General features: G+C 71.5%; 13 protein-coding genes and 1 pseudogene. 11 read left to right on the top strand and 3 right to left on the bottom strand.

Annotated elements, in window-relative coordinates; all coding sequences use genetic code 11:
- From ACN6LD_RS03285 to ACN6LD_RS03255, 7 genes are all read left to right on the top strand, one after another.
- Nucleotides 1-1,695: an extracellular solute-binding protein gene (locus ACN6LD_RS03285; RefSeq protein WP_319196684.1), complete on the top strand. Its 1,695-nt coding sequence runs from the start codon at nt 1-3 to the stop codon at nt 1,693-1,695.
- 26 nt (nt 1,696-1,721) lie between these two features.
- Nucleotides 1,722-2,756, top strand: coding sequence for an ABC transporter permease (locus ACN6LD_RS03280; RefSeq protein ID WP_319196686.1), 1,035 nt, complete (start codon nt 1,722-1,724; stop codon nt 2,754-2,756).
- Nucleotides 2,753-3,688 (top strand): carbohydrate ABC transporter permease, encoded by a 936-nt coding sequence (locus ACN6LD_RS03275; protein WP_445042482.1) that lies wholly within the window; start codon nt 2,753-2,755, stop codon nt 3,686-3,688. The genes ACN6LD_RS03280 and ACN6LD_RS03275 overlap by 4 nt, the downstream gene beginning before the upstream one ends.
- A gap of 272 nt (nt 3,689-3,960) precedes the next feature.
- Nucleotides 3,961-6,171 carry a WD40/YVTN/BNR-like repeat-containing protein gene (locus ACN6LD_RS03270; protein ID WP_445042481.1) on the top strand — a complete coding sequence of 737 codons (2,211 nt, stop codon included), beginning with the start codon at nt 3,961-3,963 and terminating at the stop codon, nt 6,169-6,171.
- A complete protein-coding gene (locus tag ACN6LD_RS03265) occupies nt 6,171-8,138 on the top strand; it encodes a beta-galactosidase (protein WP_445042480.1) in 1,968 nt (655 codons plus the stop codon). Before ACN6LD_RS03270 ends, ACN6LD_RS03265 begins: the two co-directional genes overlap by 1 nt.
- Nucleotides 8,135-10,366 (top strand): glycosyl hydrolase family 95 catalytic domain-containing protein, encoded by a 2,232-nt coding sequence (locus tag ACN6LD_RS03260; protein WP_445042479.1) that lies wholly within the window; start codon nt 8,135-8,137, stop codon nt 10,364-10,366. The genes ACN6LD_RS03265 and ACN6LD_RS03260 overlap by 4 nt, the downstream gene beginning before the upstream one ends.
- Nucleotides 10,367-10,412: 46 nt before the next feature.
- Nucleotides 10,413-11,132, top strand: coding sequence for a glycoside hydrolase family 12 protein (locus ACN6LD_RS03255; protein WP_445042478.1), 720 nt, complete (start codon nt 10,413-10,415; stop codon nt 11,130-11,132).
- Nucleotides 11,133-11,187: 55 nt separating this feature from the next.
- On the opposite strand, the gene ACN6LD_RS03250 is transcribed toward ACN6LD_RS03255, so the two are convergent.
- The 3 genes from ACN6LD_RS03250 to ACN6LD_RS03240 all read right to left on the bottom strand — a co-directional run bounded on the left by ACN6LD_RS03250 (nt 11,188) and on the right by ACN6LD_RS03240 (nt 15,683).
- Nucleotides 11,188-12,375: a sulfotransferase family protein gene (locus ACN6LD_RS03250; RefSeq protein ID WP_319197970.1), complete on the bottom strand. Its 1,188-nt coding sequence runs from the start codon at nt 12,373-12,375 to the stop codon at nt 11,188-11,190.
- 108 nt (nt 12,376-12,483) lie between these two features.
- Nucleotides 12,484-14,526, bottom strand: a complete 2,043-nt coding sequence (locus tag ACN6LD_RS03245; protein WP_319197972.1) for a glycoside hydrolase family 31 protein — start codon at nt 14,524-14,526, stop codon at nt 12,484-12,486.
- A 143-nt stretch (nt 14,527-14,669) separates the two neighbouring features.
- A complete protein-coding gene (locus tag ACN6LD_RS03240; protein ID WP_445042477.1) occupies nt 14,670-15,683 on the bottom strand; it encodes a LacI family DNA-binding transcriptional regulator in 1,014 nt (337 codons plus the stop codon).
- 444 nt (nt 15,684-16,127) lie between these two features.
- On the opposite strand from ACN6LD_RS03240, the gene ACN6LD_RS03235 reads away from it, so the two are divergent.
- The 4 genes and pseudogenes from ACN6LD_RS03235 to ACN6LD_RS03220 all read left to right on the top strand — a co-directional run.
- On the top strand, nt 16,128-18,065 hold the full coding sequence (locus ACN6LD_RS03235; protein ID WP_319197357.1) for an acyl-CoA dehydrogenase family protein: 1,938 nt from the start codon (nt 16,128-16,130) through the stop codon (nt 18,063-18,065).
- A gap of 83 nt (nt 18,066-18,148) precedes the next feature.
- Nucleotides 18,149-19,402: a 1-deoxy-D-xylulose-5-phosphate reductoisomerase gene (dxr, locus tag ACN6LD_RS03230; RefSeq protein ID WP_445042476.1), complete on the top strand. Its 1,254-nt coding sequence runs from the start codon at nt 18,149-18,151 to the stop codon at nt 19,400-19,402.
- Nucleotides 19,399-20,703, top strand: a complete 1,305-nt coding sequence (locus ACN6LD_RS03225) for a M50 family metallopeptidase (protein WP_319197354.1) — start codon at nt 19,399-19,401, stop codon at nt 20,701-20,703. The genes dxr and ACN6LD_RS03225 overlap by 4 nt, the downstream gene beginning before the upstream one ends.
- 414 nt (nt 20,704-21,117) lie before the next feature.
- Nucleotides 21,118-21,266, top strand: a pseudogene (locus tag ACN6LD_RS03220) (flavodoxin-dependent (E)-4-hydroxy-3-methylbut-2-enyl-diphosphate synthase); the annotation flags it as partial.

Here is a 21,266-nt window from a genome sequence, read left to right as displayed (position 1 = left end):
ATGACGCCGAACGCCGCTTCCGCCTCCTCCGGGCCGAGCCGGAGAAGCTTCCTCGCCTCCACGGCGGTCGCCACCGCAGCGGTGGCCGGCGGGATGCCGCTGCTCGCCGCCTGCGGCGGGTCGGACGGCGACTCACGCGAGGGGACCACGTCGGGCAAGGCCGCGAAGAAGATCCTGCCCGCCTTCGTGGCCGGCAGCGTGGTGACGCCGGACATCCCGTCCAAGAACGGTTCCGCCGTCGGTTTCACCGGCAAGCTCGACCTCGCCACCCTGAAGACCTCGGTGCCGAAGAAGCTCGGCAAGGGCGGCAAGGTCACCGTCATGTCGCCGTTCTGGGGCTCGCCGCCCAAGGCCGGCAACCCCTACTACACGGGGATGAACAGCCTCATCGGCGTCGACGTCGTCTGGCAGAACCAGGACGGCAACACCTATGACCAGAAGCTGGGCGCGGTCCTCGCGTCCAGCGACGTGCCGGACGTGGTGGTCGTCCCCGGCTGGAACATGGGCGGCAAGATACCCAGCGCCATTCTCAGCAAGTTCGCCGACCTCGGCCCCTACCTGTCCGGCGACAAGGTCAAGGAGTACCCCAACCTCGCGGCGATCCCGACGGACGCCTGGCAGCGCGCGATCTTCGGCGGCAAGCTGCGCGCTCTGCCGATGCCGTCCTCGTACGTGCCGAACATCGTCCCCCTCTACCGCAAGGACCTCTTCGACAAGCACGGCTACGAGGTCCCGAAGACGACGGACGAGTTCATGGCACTGGCCAAGGAGATCACCGACGCCAAGGCCAAGGTGTGGGCCTGCGGCGACATGAAGTGGACCGCGTTCAACAGCTTCGGGGTGCCCTCCGGCGCGGAGAAGCCGCTCGGCTGGATCCTCGTCGACGGCAAGCTCGTCAACCGCATCGAGATGGACGTCTACCTCGAAGCGCTGGAGTGGTCCCGCAAGCTGTTCGCCGCCGGTTACGTGCACCCCGACTTCAAGCTGGGCAAGAGCCAGGCCGTCGACCCGAGCACCAAGTTCGCGGCCGGCGAGTTCCTGATCTACAACAACGACATCTCCAGCTGGTACGGGCAGCAGGCCTCGCAGGCCACGCAGAACCCCGACTTCCGGATCTGGGGCATGGACATCTTCGGCCACGGCGGCGCCGACCCGGTCATCTACGCCACCCAGCCGGCCAACATCTTCGCCTTCGTCAACAAGAAGGCCTCCGAGTCGGTGATCCGTGACGTGCTGGCGGTCGCCAACGTGACCGCCGCCCCGTACGGCACCAAGGAGTACATGCTCACCAACTACGGGGTGGAGGGCACGCACTACACCGTCAAGGACGGGGTGCCCGTCAAGAACGACAAGGGCAACCAGGAGGTCGCCAACGCCTTCGTGATGGTCGCGAGCCCGGCCGCGACCATCGCGCACCCCGACTTCCCCGACATCGCCAAGGGCCAGGTCGAGTGGCAGCAGCGGATGGGCGCCTTCACCAAGAAGTCGGCCTTCTACGGCATGCAGATCACCGAGCCCACCCGCTGGACCAACCTCTCCAACGACTTCGAGCAGTTGGAGGACGACATCGTCCGCGGCCGCAAGAAGATCAGCGACATGCAGCAGGCGGTCGCGGACTGGAAGAAGAAGGGCGGCGACCAGCTGCGCGACTGGTACCGGAAGCTGCTCGACGACAACGGCTCGGCGGCGAGCTGACCAGGACCGGGGCAAGGAGAGCGGCCGTGTCGAACAGCACGGTGCCTCGGAGCAGGGCCGAGGCCGACGAGGCGCAGAAGATTCCGGCGGCGTCCGGCGACGCCGCCGGGCCGGGGACCGCGCGGACCTCCGGCAAGCTGAGTCTGCGGATCAGATTCAGGCGCGACCGCGTCCTGCTTCTGATGACCCTGCCCGCGGTGCTGCTGGTCCTGCTCTTCAACTACGTGCCGATCCTCGGCAACGTGGTCGCCTTCCAGGACTACGACCCCTACGTCAGCGACAACGGCGTCGTCTCCATCCTCCACAGTCCCTGGGTGGGCCTGGAGAACTTCCAGCGCCTCTTCGAGGACTCCGCCTTCTGGAGCGCCGTCCAGAACACGCTGGTGCTGTTCTTCCTCCAGCTCGTCCTGTACTTCCCGATCCCGATCCTGCTCGCGCTGCTCATCAACAGCGTGGTCCGGCCCCGGGTGCGGGCGGTGTCGCAGGCGATTCTCTACCTGCCGCACTTCTTCTCATGGGTGCTGGTCATCGCCGTCTTCCAACAGCTGTTCGGCGGCGCGGGAATCCTCTCGCAGCTGCTGCGGCAGCACGGGTACGACGGCATCGACATCATGACCGACCCGGACACCTTCAAGTTCCTGATCACGGCTCAGAGCGTCTGGAAGGACGCCGGCTGGGGCATCATCGTCTTCCTCGCCGCGCTGGCCTCGGTCAACCCGGACCTCTACGAGGCCGCCGCGATGGACGGTGCCAACCGCTGGCGCCGCATGTGGCACGTGACGCTGCCCGCCCTGCGGCCGGTGATCGCGCTGCTCCTGGTGCTGCGGGTGGGCGACGCCCTGACGGTCGGCTTCGAGCAGATCCTGCTGCAGCGCGACGCGGTGGGGCCAGGGGCGTCGGAAGTGCTCGACACCTTCGTCTGGTGGAACGGCGTCCGCAACCAGGACTTCGGGTATGCGGCCGCCGCCGGTCTGATCAAGGGCGTCATCAGCCTCGGCCTGGTGCTCGTCGCGAACAAGGTGGCCCACCTGATGGGCGAGCAGGGGGTGTACAAGAAATGACCGCCGTCATCGACAAGCCGGCGCGCACGCCCGGCCGGTGGGCCGCGCCGCCGCGGCCCGTCTGGGAGGAGCAGCCCAGCAGGGCAGGCCTCGCGGGCAAGGGCATCGCCCTGTCCTTCGCCTGCCTGGCCATCCTCTTCCCGCTGTGGATCGTCCTCGTCACCAGCCTCTCCTCACGCAAGACCATCGACGAGGCGGGCGGTCTGGTGATGGTGCCCAAGGGCATCACCCTCGTCGCCTACCGGGAGCTGCTCAGCGGAGGCCAGGTCACCCGCGCCGCGGTCATCAGCGTCCTGATCACCCTCGTCGGCACGGTCTTCTCGATGAGCGTGTCCGTGCTGTGCGCCTACGGGCTCTCCCGCTCGGGCTCGCTCGGACACCGCTGGATCCTGATGATCCTGCTGGCGACGATGTTCTTCAGCGCCGGCCTGATCCCGACCTATCTGCTGGTGCAGTCCCTGGGTCTGACGGACACCTACCTCGCGCTGATCCTGCCGAGCGCGATCAGCGTGTTCAACATCCTGGTCCTGCGCGGGTTCTTCACGGGCATCTCGCAGGAGCTCATCGACAGCGCCCGCATCGACGGAGCCGGCGAGTTCCGCATCCTGTGGCAGATCGTCATGCCGCTCTCGCGGGCGGTGCTGGCCGTCATCACGCTCTTCTACGCCGTCGGCTACTGGAGCGCCTGGTTCAACGCGTCGCTGTACCTCAACGACCAGGACATGATGCCGCTGCAGAACGTCATGATCCAGCTGGTGCAGAAGCAGGAGGCGCCGGTCGGGATGGGACAGGCCATCAAGACGGGTCAACTGTCGGCCCTCGCCGTGCAGATGGCGGTCATGGTGATGGCGCTGCTGCCGGTGGCCGTGCTCTCCCCGTTCGTCCAGAAGCACTTCAAGAAGGGCATGCTCACCGGCGCGGTGAAGGGCTAGCGCCGTGCCGGGCGTCGCGCGCCGGTGAACCTCTCCGTCCACGGCGCGGCGGCTCCGGCCGAGGCACGCCGTCGGGTCGTGTGCACGGTGCCGGTCCGCCGCCGGCCGCGCCGACGCGACGGCCCCCCAACACACCCCGCCGCAGCCCGCACCCGGGACACCCCCACCCGCGCACACCGCCGCAGCCCCGCACCCGGGACACCCCGCACATCCCCCGCGCGGCGCCCCCGGCGGCACCCCCCGAACCAGAAACCCACCCTGCGAGGTACCCCATGCACGCCACCCCGCTCAGCCGGCGCACCGTCCTCGCGGGCACCGCTGCCGCCGCCGCGCTCACCGCACTCCCGTCGGTGCAGGGGCGCGCCGAAGCGGCCGACGCCGCCGCCCCCGCCTACCGCTGGCGCAACGCCGTCATCGGCGGCACCGGATTCGTCACCGGCGTCCTCTTCCACCCCGCCGTGCGCGGTCTCGCCTACGCCCGCACGGACATCGGCGGCGCCTACCGCTGGGACGACCGGACCGGCCGCTGGACGCCCCTCACCGACCACCTCGGCTGGGACGACTGGAACCTGCTCGGCGTGGAGGCGATGGCCGTCGACCCCGCGCATCCCGGCCGCGTCTACCTCGCCCTCGGCACCTACGCCCAGTCCTGGGCCGGCAACGGCGCGATCCTGCGCTCCGAGGACCGCGGCGCGACCTGGGCCCGCACCGACCTGACCGTGAAGCTCGGCGGCAACGAGGACGGCCGGGGCACGGGCGAGCGGCTGCTGGTCGATCCGCGCGACAGCGACACCCTGTGGCTGGGCACCCGCCACGACGGCCTGCTGAAGTCGGCCGACCGGGGCGCCACCTGGTCGGCCGCGGCCGGATTCCCCGCGACGCCGTCCGCCGCCGGGCAGGGCGTCACGCTCCTCGTCGCCGCAGGGCGCGCCGTCTACGCCGGCTGGGGCGACTCCGACGGCACGGCCGCCAACCTGTACCGCACCACCGACGGCAGCACCTGGCAGGCCGTCCCCGGTCAGCCCTCCGGCGCCGCCGCCAAGGTCCCGGTACGGGCCGCGTACGACTGCCACACCCGCGAGCTGTACGTGACGTACGCCGACGCGCCCGGGCCCAACGGGCAGTCCGACGGCAGCGTGCACAAGCTGGCCACGGCCACCGGCAGATGGACCGACGTCACCCCCGTCGCGCCGGGCGGCACGACGAGCGACGGAGGACGGGACTCGTTCGCCTACGGAGGGGCCGCCGTCGACGCACGGCGGCCCGGCACCGTCGTCGTCTCCACGAACAACCGCTGGTCGGCCGTCGACACCCTGTACCGGACCACGAACGGCGGCCGTACCTGGACGTCCCTCAAGGACTCCGCGGTCCTGGACGTGTCCGAGACGCCGTTCCTCACCTTCGGCGCCGACGAGCCCAAGTTCGGCTGGTGGATCCAGGCCGTCGCCGTCGACCCGTACGACTCGAAGCACGTCGTGTACGGAACCGGCGCCACCCTCTACGGCACCCGGGACCTGAAGCACTGGGCCCCGCAGATCCGGGGCCTGGAGGAGACGTCCGTGCGCCTGCTGATCTCGCCCCCGACCGGCGAGGCGCACCTGATCAGCGGCCTCGGGGACGTCGGGGTGATGTACCACGAGCGCCTCACGGCCTCGCCGTCCCGGGGCATGGCGGACAACCCGGTGTTCGGGACGGCGACCGGGCTCGCCCAGGCCGCCGCCCGGCCCTCGTACGTCGTGCGCACCGGCTTCGGCGACCACGGCAACGGCGCGTACTCGAACGACGGCGGAAGGACCTGGGCGCCCTTCGCCGCCCAGCCCGCGATCGCCAAGGGCGCCCCGGGGCCGATCACCACCAACAGCGACGGCAGCGTGCTGCTGTGGTCCTTCGTGCACTGGGACGGCACCAAGTACCCCGCACAGCGCTCCACCGACAACGGTGCGACCTGGTCCGAGGTCGCCTCGTTCCCCAAGGGCGCCACCCCGCTCGCCGACCCGGCCGACCCGACGCGCTTCTACGCGTACGACACCGACACCGGCACCCTGTTCGCCAGCACGGACAGTGGCCTCACCTTCACCGGGCGCGCGAGCGGACTGCCGTCCGGAGACAGCCAGTTCCAGCTGACGGCGGCCCCGGGCCGGTCCGGCGACCTGTGGCTGAGCACCAAGTGGAACGGGCTCTACCGGTCCACCGACGGCGGGGCGGCCTTCACCAAGCTGACCGGCTGCTGGGCCTCCTACACCCTCGCCTTCGGCAAGGCCGCCGCCGGCGCCGACTACCCGGCGGTCTACCAGGTCGGCTCCACGGATACGATCACCGCCGTGTACCGCTCCGACGACGGCGCGCGGACCTGGGTGAGGATCAACGACGACCGGCACCAGTGGGGCTGGACCGGCGCGACCATCGCTGCCGACCCGCGCCTGTACGGCCGCGTCTACATCGCCACCAACGGCCGCGGCATCCAGTACGGGGAGCCCGTCTGATGCCGCACCTGGGCGACGCCACCCGCGGCCGGATCCTCTTCGGCGGCGACTACAACCCCGAACAGTGGCCCGAGGAGACCTGGCACGAGGACGTCCGGCTCATGCGGGACGCCGGCGTCAACTCCGTCACGCTCGGCGTCTTCTCCTGGTCGCGACTCGAACCCGAGCCGGGGGCGCGGGAGTTCGGCTGGCTGGACACCCTGATGGACCTGCTGCACGCGAGCGGCGTCGGCGTCGTCCTGGCGACCCCCACCTCCTCGCCCCCGCCCTGGCTGGGCCGGCTGCACCCGGAGACCCTGCCCCGCACCGAGGACGGCCGCATCGAGTGGTGGGGCGGCCGTCAGCACTTCGCGCACTCCAGCGCCGCCTACCGCCGCTACGCCGCCGCCATCACCGAGGACCTGGCGGCCCGCTACGGCGGCCACCCCGCCCTCACCATGTGGCACATCAACAACGAGTACTGCACCTTCGACCACGGCGACGAGGCCGCCGCCGCCTTCCGGCGCTGGCTGCGCGAGAAGTACCGCACCCTCGACGCCCTCAACACCGCCTGGGGCACGGCGTTCTGGTCCCAGGGCTACGACACCTGGGACGGCATCCTGCCCCCGCGCACCCCGCACTACCTGAAGAACCCGGCCCAGGTGCTGGACTTCCGGCGCTTCACCTCAGACATGCTCCTGGAGTGCTACCGCGCCGAACGCGACATCGTCGCCCGGCACACCCCGCACCTGCCGGTCACCACCAACTTCATGCCGCTGTGGATCGGCCAGGACGCCTGGCGCTGGGCCGAGGAGGAGGACGTCGTCTCCGTCGACCTCTACCCCGACCCCCGCGACCCCCTCGGCGCCCAGTACGCCGCCATGGTCCAGGACCTGACCCGTTCCCAGGCGCGCGGACCCTGGATGCTGATGGAGCAGGCGGCCGGACCGGTCAACTGGCGTGGCGTCAACCACCCCAAGCCGCGCGGCATGAACCGCCTGTGGTCCCTGCAGGCGGTCGCCCGCGGCGCGGACGCCGTCTGCTACTTCCAGTGGCGGCAGTCCCGCCAGGGCGCGGAGAAGTTCCACTCCGGCATGGTCAGCCACGCGGGCGAGGAAGGCCGCACCTTCCAGGAGGTCAAGCAGCTCGGCGCCGACCTCGCGACACTCGGCCCGCACACGGCGGACCGGCGCATCACCGCCGACGTCGCCGTCCTGCACGACTGGCACGCCTGGTGGGCCGGCGCCCAGGACGCCCGTCCGTCGACCGAGGTCGACCTGCCGGCCGTCCTCACCGCCTGGCACCGGGCCCTGTGGGAGAACAACCTCACCACCGACTTCGCCCACCCCGAGCACGACCTGTCCGGCTACCGGATGATCCTCGTCCCGCAGCTGTACGCCCTCACGGACGCGGCGATCGACAACCTCCTCGGATACGTCCGCGGCGGGGGAGTCCTCGTCTGCGGATTCCTGACCGGCGTCGCCGACGAGGACGACCGGGTACGGGACGGCGGCATGGACGCCCGGCTGCGCGAGCTGTTCGGCATCCGCGTCCTGCACGAGTGGTGGCCGCTCGACCCGGGGGAGACCGTGGCCGCCGAAGGCTTCCGCGGCACCCTGTGGTCCGAGGAGCTGGAACCGGCCGCGGACGCCCGTGTCGAGACCGTCTACCGGCAGGGCGAGCTCGACGGGATGCCCGCCGTCCTGCGCCGGGACCGCGCCTGGTACCTGTCCACCCTCCCCGAGCCTGAAGCCTTCCGCGCGCTGCTCGCCCGGATCGCCGCCGAGGCGGGCGTCCGGCCCGTCCTCGAAGGCCTCCCGTCCGGCGTCGAGGCCGTGCGCCGCGGCGACCTGCTCTTCCTGCTCCACCACGGTCGCGAACCCGTGACCGTCGCCCTCGCGGGCACCCACCACGACCTGCTGACCGGCACGACCGTCACGGACGAGGTCCGACTGGGCCGCTACGGCGTGGCGGTGCTGCGCCCATGACCGCCCCGCCCGCCGTCGGCGGCGGCGCCGACGGCCCGGCGCACGGAACGTGGGAGCGCCGGCCCGCGGCCCGCTGGGAGGACGCCTTCCTCAGCGGGAACGGCCGGCACGGCGCCCTCGTGTTCGGCGACCCCTGTGACGAGCGTGTCGTCGTCACCCATCACAGCCTGGTCCGCCCCAACGGCTCCGAACACGCGGGGCCGCCCGAGCTGGCCGACGAACTCGCCGCGTTGCAGGACAGGTTGCTCGCCGGTGAGACGACGGCCGCCGAGGGCTTCACCGACCACCGCCCGCTGCAGTGGGTCCAGCCCTTCCACCCGGCCTTCCGGATGCGTGTGCGCCGCACGCCCGCGGACGAGCCGCGCCGCGACCGCGGACTTGTGCGGTCCGTCGACTTCACCACCGGCGAGACCGTCGCGACCCGTGCGGGCGCCGTCGGCCGGGTGTTCGTCTCCCGCGCCGACGACGTGATCGTCCAGCAGGTCACCGGCCTCGACCTCGACATAGCGCTGGACCACCGGCTCCCCGGCGTCCCCGCCCGCCTCGCCGTCGGGCACGGCGCCGTCCGCACGCCGACCGGCGCCCTGCTCTCGCTGCGCGCCCGCTACCCGGACAGCGACCGCGCGTACACCGGTGTGACCCTCGTCGTGGCCGCCGGCGGCCGCACCGAGCTCACCCTTCCCGGGGTGCGGGTCACCGGAGCCGCGTCGGTGCTGCTGCTGACCCGGGTGCGCCGGCACACCGGCGAACTGGACGTGCCGGCGGAGCAGCGCGCCCTGAGCCGGCTGCCGCACTCCTACGACGACCTGCTCGAGCGCCACCTCGCCCTGCACCGCACCGCCTACCGCCGCGTCACCCTCGACCTGCACGCCGACCCCGCCGAGCGCGCGCTGACCGGCTCCGACCTGCTCCGGCGGCCGCGCAGCGCAGCCCTCCTCGAACGTCTCTTCGCCGCGGGCCGCTACCACCTGCTGTCCTCCTCCGGTCAGAACCCGCCCCGCCTCCCGGGCCTGTGGACCGGGGACTGGGACACCGCCTGGTCCGGGGCGTTCACCAACGACGCCAACGTCAACCTCCAGACCGCCTCGGCCGCGGCCGCCGCCCTGCCCGAAGTCACCGAGGCGCTGGCATCGCTGATCTACCGTCAGCTCGACGACTGGCGGGCGAACGCCCGCGCGGTGTTCGGCGCGCGGGGCGCGGTCGCACCCGCGCACACCGACGGCGAGTCCGGGCTGTCGTACCACTTCAGCCGCGAGTACCCGCTCCACCTGTGGACCGCCGGCGCCGACTGGCTGCTCAAGCCCCTCGTCGACCACGACGAGACCCGCGGCGCACGAGACCCGCGCACCGCCGCCGCCCTCGCCGAGGTCGCCCGGTTCTACGAGGACTTCCTCACCCGCACCGACCCGGACGGCCGGCCCGTCGTCGTCCCCTCGTACTCGCCGGAGAACAGGCCCGCAGGCGGCAGCTGGGGCGCGCTGAACGCGGCCATGGACCTCTCCGCCGCCCGGCACGCACTGCTCACCGCCGCCGACTACCACCCGGAGGCCCCCGAGGAGGCCGACCGCTGGCGGGCCCTCGCCGACCGCCTCCCGCCCCACCGCACCAACGCCGACGGCGCACTCGCCGAATGGGCCTGGCCCGGCCTCGACGACTCCTACGACCACCGCCACCTCAGCCATCTGTACGGCGTCTGGCCCCTCGACGAGATCAACCCCTACGACACCCCGGGACCGGCCGCCGCCGCCCACCGCGCCCTGGAGCTGCGCGGCGCCGAGAACGACTCCGCTCACGGTCATCTGCACCACGCGCTGATCGCCGCCCGCCTGCGGGACGGCCGGCGGGTCGCGAACGCCCTGGGAGCGGTCCTCGACGGCGACTTCTTCCACGACTCCCTGATGAGCGCGCACTATCCCCGGCGCGACGTCTACAACGCCGACGCCGCGCACACCCTGCCGGCCGTGCTGATCGAGGCGCTCGTCCAGTCCACCCCCGACCGGCTGGTGCTGCTGCCCGCGGCGCCCCCGGAGCTCCCCGCGGGCGAACTGCGCGGAGTGCGCACCCGGTTCGGCGCCGAGATCGACCTGACCTGGGGCCCCGAGGGCGCCCGGGCGGTCGTCACACCGCACCGCACGCACCGCGTCGAAGTCCGGACTCCCTCCGGCGACCCCCGACTGCTCGACCTGGTCGCCGGAGAGGACCACGTCCTCACCCTGAGGACGTGGTGAATCCCCCCGAGAAATCGCAGTTCCCCCCACCCATGGAAGGGACACCATGGCAACACGGACCCCAACCCCCCGCAGGATCGTCCAGGCCCTCCTCGCCCCCGCCCTCGCGCTCGGCGCCACCGTGGGCCTCGCCGCCGCCCCCGCCTCGGCCGCCGTCTGGAACAGCTGCGAGCAGTACGGCAACACCGGCCTGAACGGCTACACGCTCTACAACAACATCTGGGGCTCCGGCGCCGGCAGCCAGTGCTTCTGGGCCAACTCCGGCACCAACTGGGGCGTCTGGGCCAACCACCCCAACACGGGCGGCATCAAGTCCTACCCCGACTCCAAGAAGGTGATCAACAAGTCGATCAGCTCGCTGGGCTCGCTCACCGGCAGCTACAACGTCACCGTCCCGTCCGCCGGCTCGTACAACACCTCGTACGACATCTGGGACACCGACCACGACTACGAGGTCATGCTCTGGGTCAACAAGACCGGCGCCGTCGGCCCCCTCGGCGCCTCGCAGGGCACCGTCACCCTCGGCGGCCACACCTGGGCCGTCTACAAGGGCAACAACACCGCCAACGACGTGTTCTCCTTCGTGCGCACCTCGAACTCGACGTCCGGCACCGTCAACATCCTGCCGATCCTGAAGTGGATCAAGGACACCAAGGGCTGGTTCGGCAACGAGACCATCGGGGACGTGCAGTTCGGCTTCGAGATCACCTCGTCGTCCGGCGGACTCGACTTCAGGGCCAACAGCGCGACGGTCAGCAGCAGCTGACCGGCTTCCAGGGCCGGCTCCGCGCACTTCCGCGGGGCCGGCCCCCCGCCGTGCGTCAGGCTCGGTCCACCTCGGCGCGCAGGACGTCGTAGTCGGCGAACGCGGCGTCGACGTCGGCCCGGGTCAGCCCGTAGCGGGCCAGGTCGTAGCTGTGCGGCCGGCTGCCCTTGGGACGGGCGGCGATCCGGGGGAGCCGTGCCGCGTCGGCGTCGGTCCAGTGGGCGCCCACGGCGTCGTAGAGCTTCGGGGCTCCGGTGGCCGGGTCCGATCCCAGCCAGGAGTAGGGGACGTCCACCAGCGCCTCGCGCGGGACGGCGGCGCGGGCCGCGAGGCCGCGCTGCACGGAACGGCTCAGCAGGGCGAGCCAGGTGGCGCCCAGCTCGTGCAGGTCGAGCGGGCGCAGGGTGATCGCCATGCCGTGCTCGATCAGGCTGCAGAACGAGGCCACGACGGCGGCCGGATCCCGGTGCGTCCACACCAGCGTGGCGTCGGGGAAGACGGCGAGCAGCGCGTCGAGGTTGCCGGTGTGCAGCGGCGACTTCAGAACCCAGCGGCGGCGCGGGCGGCCGTGCTGGAGCACCTGGTAGACCTGCTTGAGGTAGGCGTAGTCGGGGACGAAGTCCCGCTCCTCCAGCGCCGCCCGGTAGCCGGGGATGCGGGCCTGGGACAGCGGCATGACGGTGTGCGGGAGGGCGAAGGTGCACTCCTCGGGCCCCTCGGCGACCAGGGGATGGATGTCGCGGTAGCGCGGAGAGAACAGATCGATGGCGCCGACCATGAGGCGCGCCGCGGTGACCGCCCTGCGGCGCTGCCCGGGGGAGTACTCCAGGCCCGGTGCCAGCAGCTCCCACAACAGGGGACATCGGTGCTGCTCGGACAGTGAGAGCACACCGTGGGTGAGCGTCGTCGCGGTGCGCGGCAGGCCCACCACGAACACCGGCCGCTCGATCGGCTCCCGCGCGATCGCGGGCCGCTCGGCGATCAGCCGCCGGACCCGGGCACGGTTGGCCAGATGCCGCCGGACGTGCCCCTGCGCCGACCACCAGCCGACCGGCGTGAGGTTCTCGTCCCGGGCCCAGTCGCGCAGCAGACGCCGGAACTCCTCGGTGAACTCCTCGTCCCCGTCCGCCGGGCGGGCCGTGGCCGAGAGCCGGTCGAAGACGCGGTCGGGCGTGCGACGGGAGGCGAAGCCGGGCCGCAGCAACAGGTCGGCCACAGTGAGGGCGAGCGGGGATGAGGACACGGGAGAACACCCTTTCGCGGGGCAGCGGGGGACGGAGGGGGCAGCGGGACGCCAGCCCCCTACCCCACCAATCACCTTTTGCCACAAGGGAGTTCGGCTGTACCGGTGTTACTCGGCCACCGGCAGCCGGGCCCCGTCCCGAAGGAACAGGGGGAGTCGGTCCAGCGGGGCGTCGACCGTCACGGTCGCCCCGCCCTCGTAGGTCTCGCCCGTCCACGCGTCCGTCCAGACCGCGCCCGCCGGGAGGTGGGCCGTACGGGTCGTCGCGCCCGCCGTGAGCACCGGTGCGACGAGCAGGTCCCGGCCGAAGAGGTAGGAGTCGTCCACCGACCAGGCCGCCGGGTCGTCCGGGAACTCCAGGAACAGCGGCCGCATGGGCGGCAGGCCCTCCTCGTGCGCCTCCCGCATGACCTCCAGGACGTACGGCTTGAGCCGCTCGCGCAGCCGCAGGTAGGCCTCCAGGATCGCGCCCGCCTCCTCGCCGTACGACCACACCTCGTTCGGGCCGCCGGTCATGTCGGGGCCGAGCGGCATGCCCGGGTCGCGGAAGCCGTGCAGACGCATCAGCGGGGACACCGCGCCGAACTGGAACCAGCGGACCATCACCTCCCGGTACGCCGGGTCGTCCGGGTCGCCGCCGTGGAAGCCGCCGATGTCGGTGTTCCACCACGGGATGCCCGACAGCGCGGTGTTCAGACCCGCTGCGATCTGACGGCGCAGCGTCGGGAAGTCGGTCCCGATGTCACCGGACCACAGGGCGGCGCCGTAGCGCTGACTGCCCGCCCACGCCGAGCGGTTGAGGCTGACGATCTCCTCCTCGCCGGCCGCGCGCAGCCCCTCGTAGAACGTGCGGGAGTTCTCGGCCGGGTACATGTTGCCGACCTCCAGACCCGGACCCGCCCAGTAGCGCAGGTTCTCCGGGAAGCCGGGCTTGAGCTCCGGCTCGCAGGCGTCCAGCCAGAAGGCCGTGATGCCGTACGGGGCGAGGTAGTTGTCGCGGATCTTCGACCACAGGAAGTCCCGGGCCTCGGGGTTGGTCGCGTCGTAGAACGCCACCTGGACGGTCGACGCGACCCCCTTGTCGGGCCAGTCGGCGTGCGCCATCGGACCGTACTGGGTGCCGATGAAGTAGCCGCGCTGCTCCAGCACCTGATGGTTCTCGCTCAGCGGCGACACCGACGGCCATACGCTCACCACCAGCTTGACGCCCAGCTCCTCGAGCTCGCGGACCATCGCCGCCGGGTCGGGCCACTCGGCCGGGTCGAACTTCCAGTCGCCCAGGTGCGTCCAGTGGAAGAAGTCGCAGACGATCGCGTCGAGCGGCAGCCCCCGGCGCTTGTACTCCCTTGCCACCTCGAGGAGTTCGTCCTGCGTGCGATAGCGCAGCTTGCACTGCCAGAAGCCCGCCGCCCACTCCGGCAGCATCGGGGTGCGGCCGGTGACCGCGCTGTAGCGGCGCTGACCGTCGGCCGGGGCGCCGGCCGTGATCCAGTAGTCGATCTGCCGGGCCGAGTCCGCGACCCAGCGGGTGCCGTTGCCGGCCAGTTCGACGCGGCCGATCGCCGGGTTGTTCCACAGCAGCGTGTAGCCGCGGTTCGAACTGAGCACCGGGATGCCGACCTCGGCGTTGCGCTGGACCAGGTCCAGGACCAGGCCCTTCTGGTCGAGGCGGCCGTGCTGGTGCTGGCCGAGGCCGTACAGACGCTCGTCGTCGTAGGCGGCGAACCGCTGCTCCAGGCGGTGGTGGCCGTTGCCGACGGCGGTGTAGAGGCGCGAGCCCGGCCACCAGAAGTGGGCGCGGTCCTCGGCCAGGATCTCGGTGCGGTCGTCGGTGCGCAGGAAGCGGACCAGGCCCTCGGCGCTCACCTCGACGGTGAGCGCGCCGACCGTCAGCAGCCCCTCCGCGTCACCGGTCTTGACGCTGCTCTCGGTGGCGGGCGGCTCGTCGAGCAGGGCGCCCGGCAGTCCCTCGAGGATCGGTCCGCCGAGCCGGGCGCGCACCCGGACGGCGTCCGGGCCCCACGGCTCGACGCGCAGGGTCTCCTGACGGCCTCTCCACTCCAGCGCGCCGTCGCGCTCCCGGAAGGTGCCGACCGTGGGCGAGGACTGCGCGAGGCTGACCTGAGGCTGGTTTTCGGCAGACTGGTTCACGTGGGGTGCTCCTTGAAGGAGTGCAGACAGGAGTGAAACAGGGGATGCGGGCGCGGGGGCGCCCCGGCAGGGCGCGAGGGGTGAGGGGCGCGGAGCGAGGGGCGGGGGCGGAAGGGTGCGGGTCAGGCCCCGGAGGGTGCGGGTCAGGCCCTGGAGGGCGCCGGTCCCGTGCTCGCCCGGACCGTCAGCTCGGGCGCGATGAGCACGACTTCGTCGCCGCCGCGCCCCTCCAGCTTGGCGACGAGGCGTTCCACGGCGTGCCGGCCCATCTCCTGCGCGGGGATGGCGACCGAGGTCAGCCGCACGGACGCCTGCACGGCGACCTGATCGGGGCAGATCGCCACCACCGACACGTCCTCCGGGACGGCCCGGCCCTGCTGTCGCAGCAGCGCGAGCAGCGGCTCGACCGCCGACTCGTTCTGCACGACGAACCCGGTGGTGCCCGGCCGCTCGTCGAGGACCCGGGCCAGCGTCACGGCCATCGCGTCGTATCCGCCCTCGCACGGGCGGTGCAGCAGCCGCAGGCCCAGTTCCCCGGCCCGGCGCCGGAGACCGTCGAGGGTGCGTTCGGCGAAGCCGGTGTGCCGTTCGTAGACCGCGGGCGCCTCCCCGATGACGGCGATGTCGCGGTGCCCCAGCGTCGCCAGGTGCTCCACGCACAGCGCGCCGGTCGCCGCGAAGTCCAGGTCGACGCAGGTCAGGCCGGAGGTGTCGGCGGGCAGCCCGATCAATACCGAGGGCTGGTCGGTGGAGCGCAGCAGCGGCAGCCGCTCGTCGTCCAGCTCCACGTCCATCAGGATCATCGCGTCGGCGAGCCCGCTGCCGGTGACGCGGCGGACGGCGTCGGGTCCCTCCTCGCCGGTCAGCAGCAGGACGTCGTACCCGTGCGTGCGCGCCGTGGTGGCCACCGCGATGGCGATCTCCATCATCACCGGCACGTAGATGTCGGTGCGCAGCGGAATCATCAGCGCGATGATGTTGGACCGGCTGCTGGCCAGTGCGCGGGCGCCCGCGTTCGGGTGGTAGCCGAGTTCCCGGATGCTCTGTTCGACGCGCTGCCGGGTCGTCGTCGAGATGGACCGCTTGCCACTGAGGACATAGCTCACCGTGCTCGCCGAGACTCCGGCGTGCTGGGCGACCTCGGCGAGGGTGACCATCCAGCTCTCCAAGCTTTGTGAAGCGCTTCGACAGTGCGCGTGACGAACAAGGGCGGGTGAGGGTGGTTCGACAGTAGCCCCAGAGGGGGTGGGTGTCCATAGGTTGTCGAAGCGCTTCGACACGCAGTTATGGGGGAATGGTGGAGAAGGGTACGGGAACCCCTCGCGGGAGTCGCGCACACCTCGCGCGCACCCGTTCGGCGCAGGCCGCCCGACCGGCGGAAGCGGTGCTTCCGGGCAGTCCGGCGCGCACCCGCGGGCCGTGATCCGCAGGGAACGGCCGGGGCGCGGGCTGTTCGCGGCCGGCGCCCGCCGGGGGCCCGGGCGGCGAAACGCCGCGCACGCGGGGTGGCCACCGCGGCCCGGATCGGGTACCAACGATCGGGTAGCACCGATCGGTAACCAATGTGGTCCGAGATCCCGATTCGCGGCGAGGTGAGCCTCATGTCCGCACCACCCCTCAAGAAACCCACCGTCACCGAACGTGAGGCCCGCCAGGTCGCCGAGGCCGCCCGGGAACAGGACTGGCGCAAGCCCAGCTTCGCCAAGGAACTGTTCCTGGGCCGCTTCCGGCTCGACCTCATCCACCCTCACCCGGTCCCCTCCGCCGAGGCCGTCCGGCGCGGCGAGGCGTTCCTGGCCAAGCTCCGCGCCTTCTGCGACACGCAGGTGGACGCGGCCCGCATCGAGCGCGAGGCCCGGATTCCCGACGAGGTGATCGCCGGGCTCAAGGAGCTCGGCGCACTCGGCATGAAGATCGACCCCAAGTACGGCGGCCTGGGCCTCACCCAGGTGTACTACAACAAGGCCCTGGCCCTGGTGGGTTCCGCCAGCCCGGCCATCGGCGTGCTGCTCTCGGCGCACCAGTCGATCGGCGTGCCGCAGCCGCTGAAGATGTTCGGCACCCCCGAGCAGAAGCAGAAGTTCCTGCCCCGCTGCGCGACCACCGACATCAGCGCCTTCCTGCTCACCGAGCCGGACGTCGGTTCCGACCCGGCCCGTCTGGCGACGAGCGCGGTGCCCGACGGCGACGACTACGTCCTCGACGGCGTGAAGCTTTGGACGACCAACGGCGTCGTCGCCGACCTGCTGGTGGTGATGGCCCGGGTGCCGAAGAGCGAGGGCCACAAGGGCGGCATCACCGCCTTCGTCGTGGAGAGCGACTCGCCCGGCATCACCGTCGAGAACCGCAACGCCTTCATGGGCCTGCGCGGCATCGAGAACGGCGTCACCCGCTTCCACCAGGTCCGCGTCCCGGCCGCGCACCGCATCGGCCCCGAGGGCGCGGGCCTCAAGATCGCCCTGACCACCCTCAACACCGGCCGCCTCTCGCTGCCCGCGTCCTGTGTGGCCGCCGGCAAGTGGAGCCTGAAGATCGCCCGTGAGTGGTCGGCCGCGCGCGAGCAGTGGGGCAAGCCGATCGCCCACCACGAGGCGGTCGGAGCGAAGATCAGCTTCATCGCGGCGACGACCTTCGCCCTCGAGGCCGTCCTCGACCTGTCCTCGCAGATGGCCGACGAGGACCGCAACGACATCCGCATCGAGGGCGCGCTGGCCAAGCTCATCGCCTCCGAGATGGGCTGGCGGATGGCCGACGAACTGGTCCAGATCCGCGGCGGCCGCGGTTTCGAGACGGCCGCGTCCCTCGCCGCCCGCGGCGAGCGGGCGGTCCCCGCCGAACAGGTCCTGCGCGACCTGCGGATCAACCGCATCTTCGAGGGCTCGACGGAGATCATGCACCTCCTCATCGCCCGCGAGGCCGTGGACGCCCACCTCACGGTCGCCGGCGACCTCATCGACCCCGACAAGTCCCTCCAGGACAAGGCGAAGGCGGGCGCCAACGCCGGTGTCTTCTACGCCAAGTGGCTGCCGAAGCTGGTCGCGGGACCGGGGCAGCTGCCGTCCTCGTACAGCGAGTTCAAGCACGCGGGCGTCGACCTCGCCCCGCATCTGCGCCATGTGGAGCGGCACGCCCGCAAGCTCGCCCGCTCCACCTTCTACGCCATGTCCCGCTGGCAGGGCCGGATGGAGACCAAGCAGGGCTTCCTCGGCCGGATCGTGGACATCGGCGCGGAGCTCTTCGCGATGAGCGCGGCCTGCGTGCGCGCCGAACTGCTGCGCTCGCGCGGTGAGCACGGCCGCGAGGCCTACCAGCTCGCCGACGCCTTCTGCCGCCAGTCCCGGCTGCGCGTCGACGAACTCTTCGGCCGCCTGTGGAGCAACACCGACGACCTGGACCGCAAGGTCGTCAAGGGCGTCATGGCGGGCGCCTACGAATGGCTGGAGGAGGGCATCGTCGACCCGTCCGGGGACGGCCCGTGGATCGCCGAGGCGGCCCCGGGACCCAGCGAGCGGGAGAACGTCCACCGCTCGATCGGGTGAGCCGTCGCACACCGGTGCGCAGGGTGTCCTCCTTGGGGGGACACCCTGTCCTGGCGCGCACGCGGTGCGGCGACAATGGGGGGATGAGCGACAGTCCAAGCCCTCTCGCCGACCCGCACCTCGTCTACGACCCCGTCGTGGGCGACGGTCCCAAGGACGTGGTGGTCCTCGGTTCCACCGGCTCGATCGGCACCCAGGCCATCGACCTCGTGCTGCGCAACCCGGACCGGTTCCGGGTGACGGGCCTGGCCGCCAACGGCGGCCGGGTCGCCCTCCTCGCCGAACAGGCCCGGCTGCTGCGGGTGCGGACCGTCGCGGTGGCCCGCGAGGACGTCGTGCCGGCCCTGCGCGAGGCGCTCGCCGCCGAGTACGGCGCGGGGGAGCCGCTGCCCGAGATCCTGGCCGGACCGGACGCGGCCACCCGGCTCGCCGCCTCCGACTGCCACACCGTCCTCAACGGCATCACGGGCTCCATCGGTCTCGCGCCCACCCTCGCCGCCCTGGAGGCGGGCCGCACCCTCGCGCTCGCCAACAAGGAGTCGCTCATCGTCGGCGGCCCGCTGGTGAAGGCGCTCGCGAAGCCCGGCCAGATCATCCCCGTGGACTCCGAGCACGCGGCCCTCTTCCAGGCCCTGGCCGGCGGCGCCCGGGCCGACGTCCGCAAGCTGGTCGTCACCGCCTCGGGCGGCCCCTTCCGCGGCCGCACCAAGGCACAGCTGGCGAACGTCACGGTCGAGGACGCCCTCGCCCACCCCACCTGGTCCATGGGCCCGGTGATCACGATCAACTCCGCGACCCTCGTCAACAAGGGCCTGGAAGTCATCGAGGCGCACCTCCTCTACGACATTCCCTTCTCCCGGATTGAGGTGGTCGTGCACCCGCAGTCGTATGTCCACTCGATGGTTGAGTTCACGGACGGATCGACACTGGCGCAGGCGACGCCCCCCGACATGCGCGGCCCCATCGCCATCGGCCTCGGCTGGCCGCAGCGCGTCCCGGACGCGGCGCCCGCCTTCGACTGGAGCACCGCGTCGACCTGGGAGTTCTTCCCGCTCGACGAGGAGGCGTTCCCCTCGGTGAACCTCGCCCGGCACGTGGGCGAGCTCGCGGGCACGGCTCCGGCGGTGTTCAATGCCGCAAACGAGGAGTGCGTGGAGGCGTTCCGCAAGGGCGCGCTCCCGTTCAACGGGATCATGGAGACCGTCACCCGGGTCGTGGAGGAGCACGGCACGCCCGCGACGGGAACTTCGCTCACCGTGTCGGACGTCCTCGAGGCGGAGACCTGGGCCCGGGCCCGGACACAAGAACTGACGGCTACCGCGGAGGCGCGTGCATGACAGCCTTGATGATGATCCTCGGCATAGTCGTCTTCGCGGTCGGCCTGCTGTTCTCGATCGCCTGGCACGAGCTGGGCCACCTGTCCACGGCCAAACTCTTCGGCATCAGAGTGCCGCAGTACATGGTCGGCTTCGGCCCGACCCTGTTCTCCCGCAGGAAGGGCGAGACCGAGTACGGCTTCAAGGCCATCCCGTTCGGCGGCTACATCCGCATGATCGGCATGTTCCCGCCCGGCGAGGACGGCCGAGTGACGGCACGCTCCACCTCCCCCTGGCGCGGCATGATCGAGGACGCCCGCTCGGCCGCGTACGAGGAGCTGCAGCCCGGCGACGAGACGCGCATGTTCTACACGCGCAAGCCCTGGAAGCGCGTCATCGTGATGTTCGCGGGCCCCTTCATGAACCTGGTGCTCGCGGTGGGCCTCTTCCTCACCGTCCTGATGGGCTTCGGCATCCAGCAGCAGACCACCACCGTCAGCTCGGTCTCCCCCTGCGTCATCTCGCAGAACCAGAACCGCGACGCGTGCAGGCCGACCGACCCGGCCTCCCCGGCCGCGGCCGCCGGCATGAAGCCGGGCGACAAGATCGTCTCCTTCGCCGGGCAGAAGACGGACGACTGGAACACGCTGTCCGACCTCATCCGGGTCAGCGCCGGCAAGGAAGTGGCCATCGTCGTCGACCGCAAGGGCCAGGAGCTGACCCTGCGCACGACCATCGCCACCAACCAGGTCGCCAAGAAGGACTCCAGCGGGGCCTACGTCCAGGGCGAGTACGTCAAGGCCGGATTCCTCGGCTTCAGCGCGGCCACCGGCGTCGTCCAGCAGGACTTCGGCGACTCGGTGTCCTGGATGACCGACCGCGTGGGCGAGGCCGTCGACTCCATCGCCGCCCTCCCCGGCAAGATCCCGGCCCTGTGGAACGCGGCCTTCGACGGTGCGCCCCGCGAGCCCGACTCGCCCATGGGCGTGGTCGGCGCAGCCCGCGTCGGCGGTGAGATCTTCACCCTCGACATCCCGGCCTCGCAGCAGCTCGCGATGGCCGTGATGCTGGTCGCAGGCTTCAACCTCTCCCTGTTCCTGTTCAACATGCTTCCGCTGCTGCCCCTGGACGGCGGGCACATCGCGGGCGCCCTGTGGGAGTCGCTGCGCCGCAACCTGGCGAAGCTGCTGCGCAGGCCGGACCCGGGCCCGTTCGACGTGGCGAAGCTGATGCCGGTGGCCTACGTGGTGGCGGGCGTCTTCATCTGCTTCACGATCTTGGTCTTGATCGCGGATGTGGTGAACCCGGTCAAAATCAGCTGAGCGGATCTTAGCGGAAAGACGCTTCGGCCCCACCCTTCCTTCGCGTCGCTCGCGAGAGCGGAGGGTGGGGTCCGTGCGTACGTCATCTCTGCGAATCTCGTGCGTTTCTGCTGTTCACGGGCGACCCCGGCGCTGCTCCGGCACCCCGGGGCCCGGCCGGTCCCGAAGGGGCCGGCAGGCCGACGCCAAAGCTCTGCGCTGATCGTCCAGAGCGGGGAGGCCCGGGCAGGGTGACCGGCCAGAGAGTATGTCCTCTCGGCCGGGCGCCATGCCCGGGCCGTCGCTACAGGACGCCATCGGGCGAACCGACGGGACGCCGTGCGCTTTCGTTCACGCTCGTGCCGTAATCTCGAGGATCGGAGCCCGCTGCTGACGGGACCGGACCTTGATCCACGACTTGGGGTTGCACAGCAGATGACTGCGATTTCTCTCGGCATGCCGTCCGTCCCGACCAAGATCGCCGAGCGCCGCAGGAGCCGGCAGATCCAGGTCGGCTCAGTGGCGGTGGGCGGAGACGCCCCGGTGTCGGTGCAGTCGATGACGACGACGCGTACGTCGGACAT

This window comes from Streptomyces sp. SAS_272 (assembly GCF_052543235.1).
Note: the sequence above shows the minus strand (reverse complement) of the source record. Positions and strands in the feature narration are given on the sequence as shown.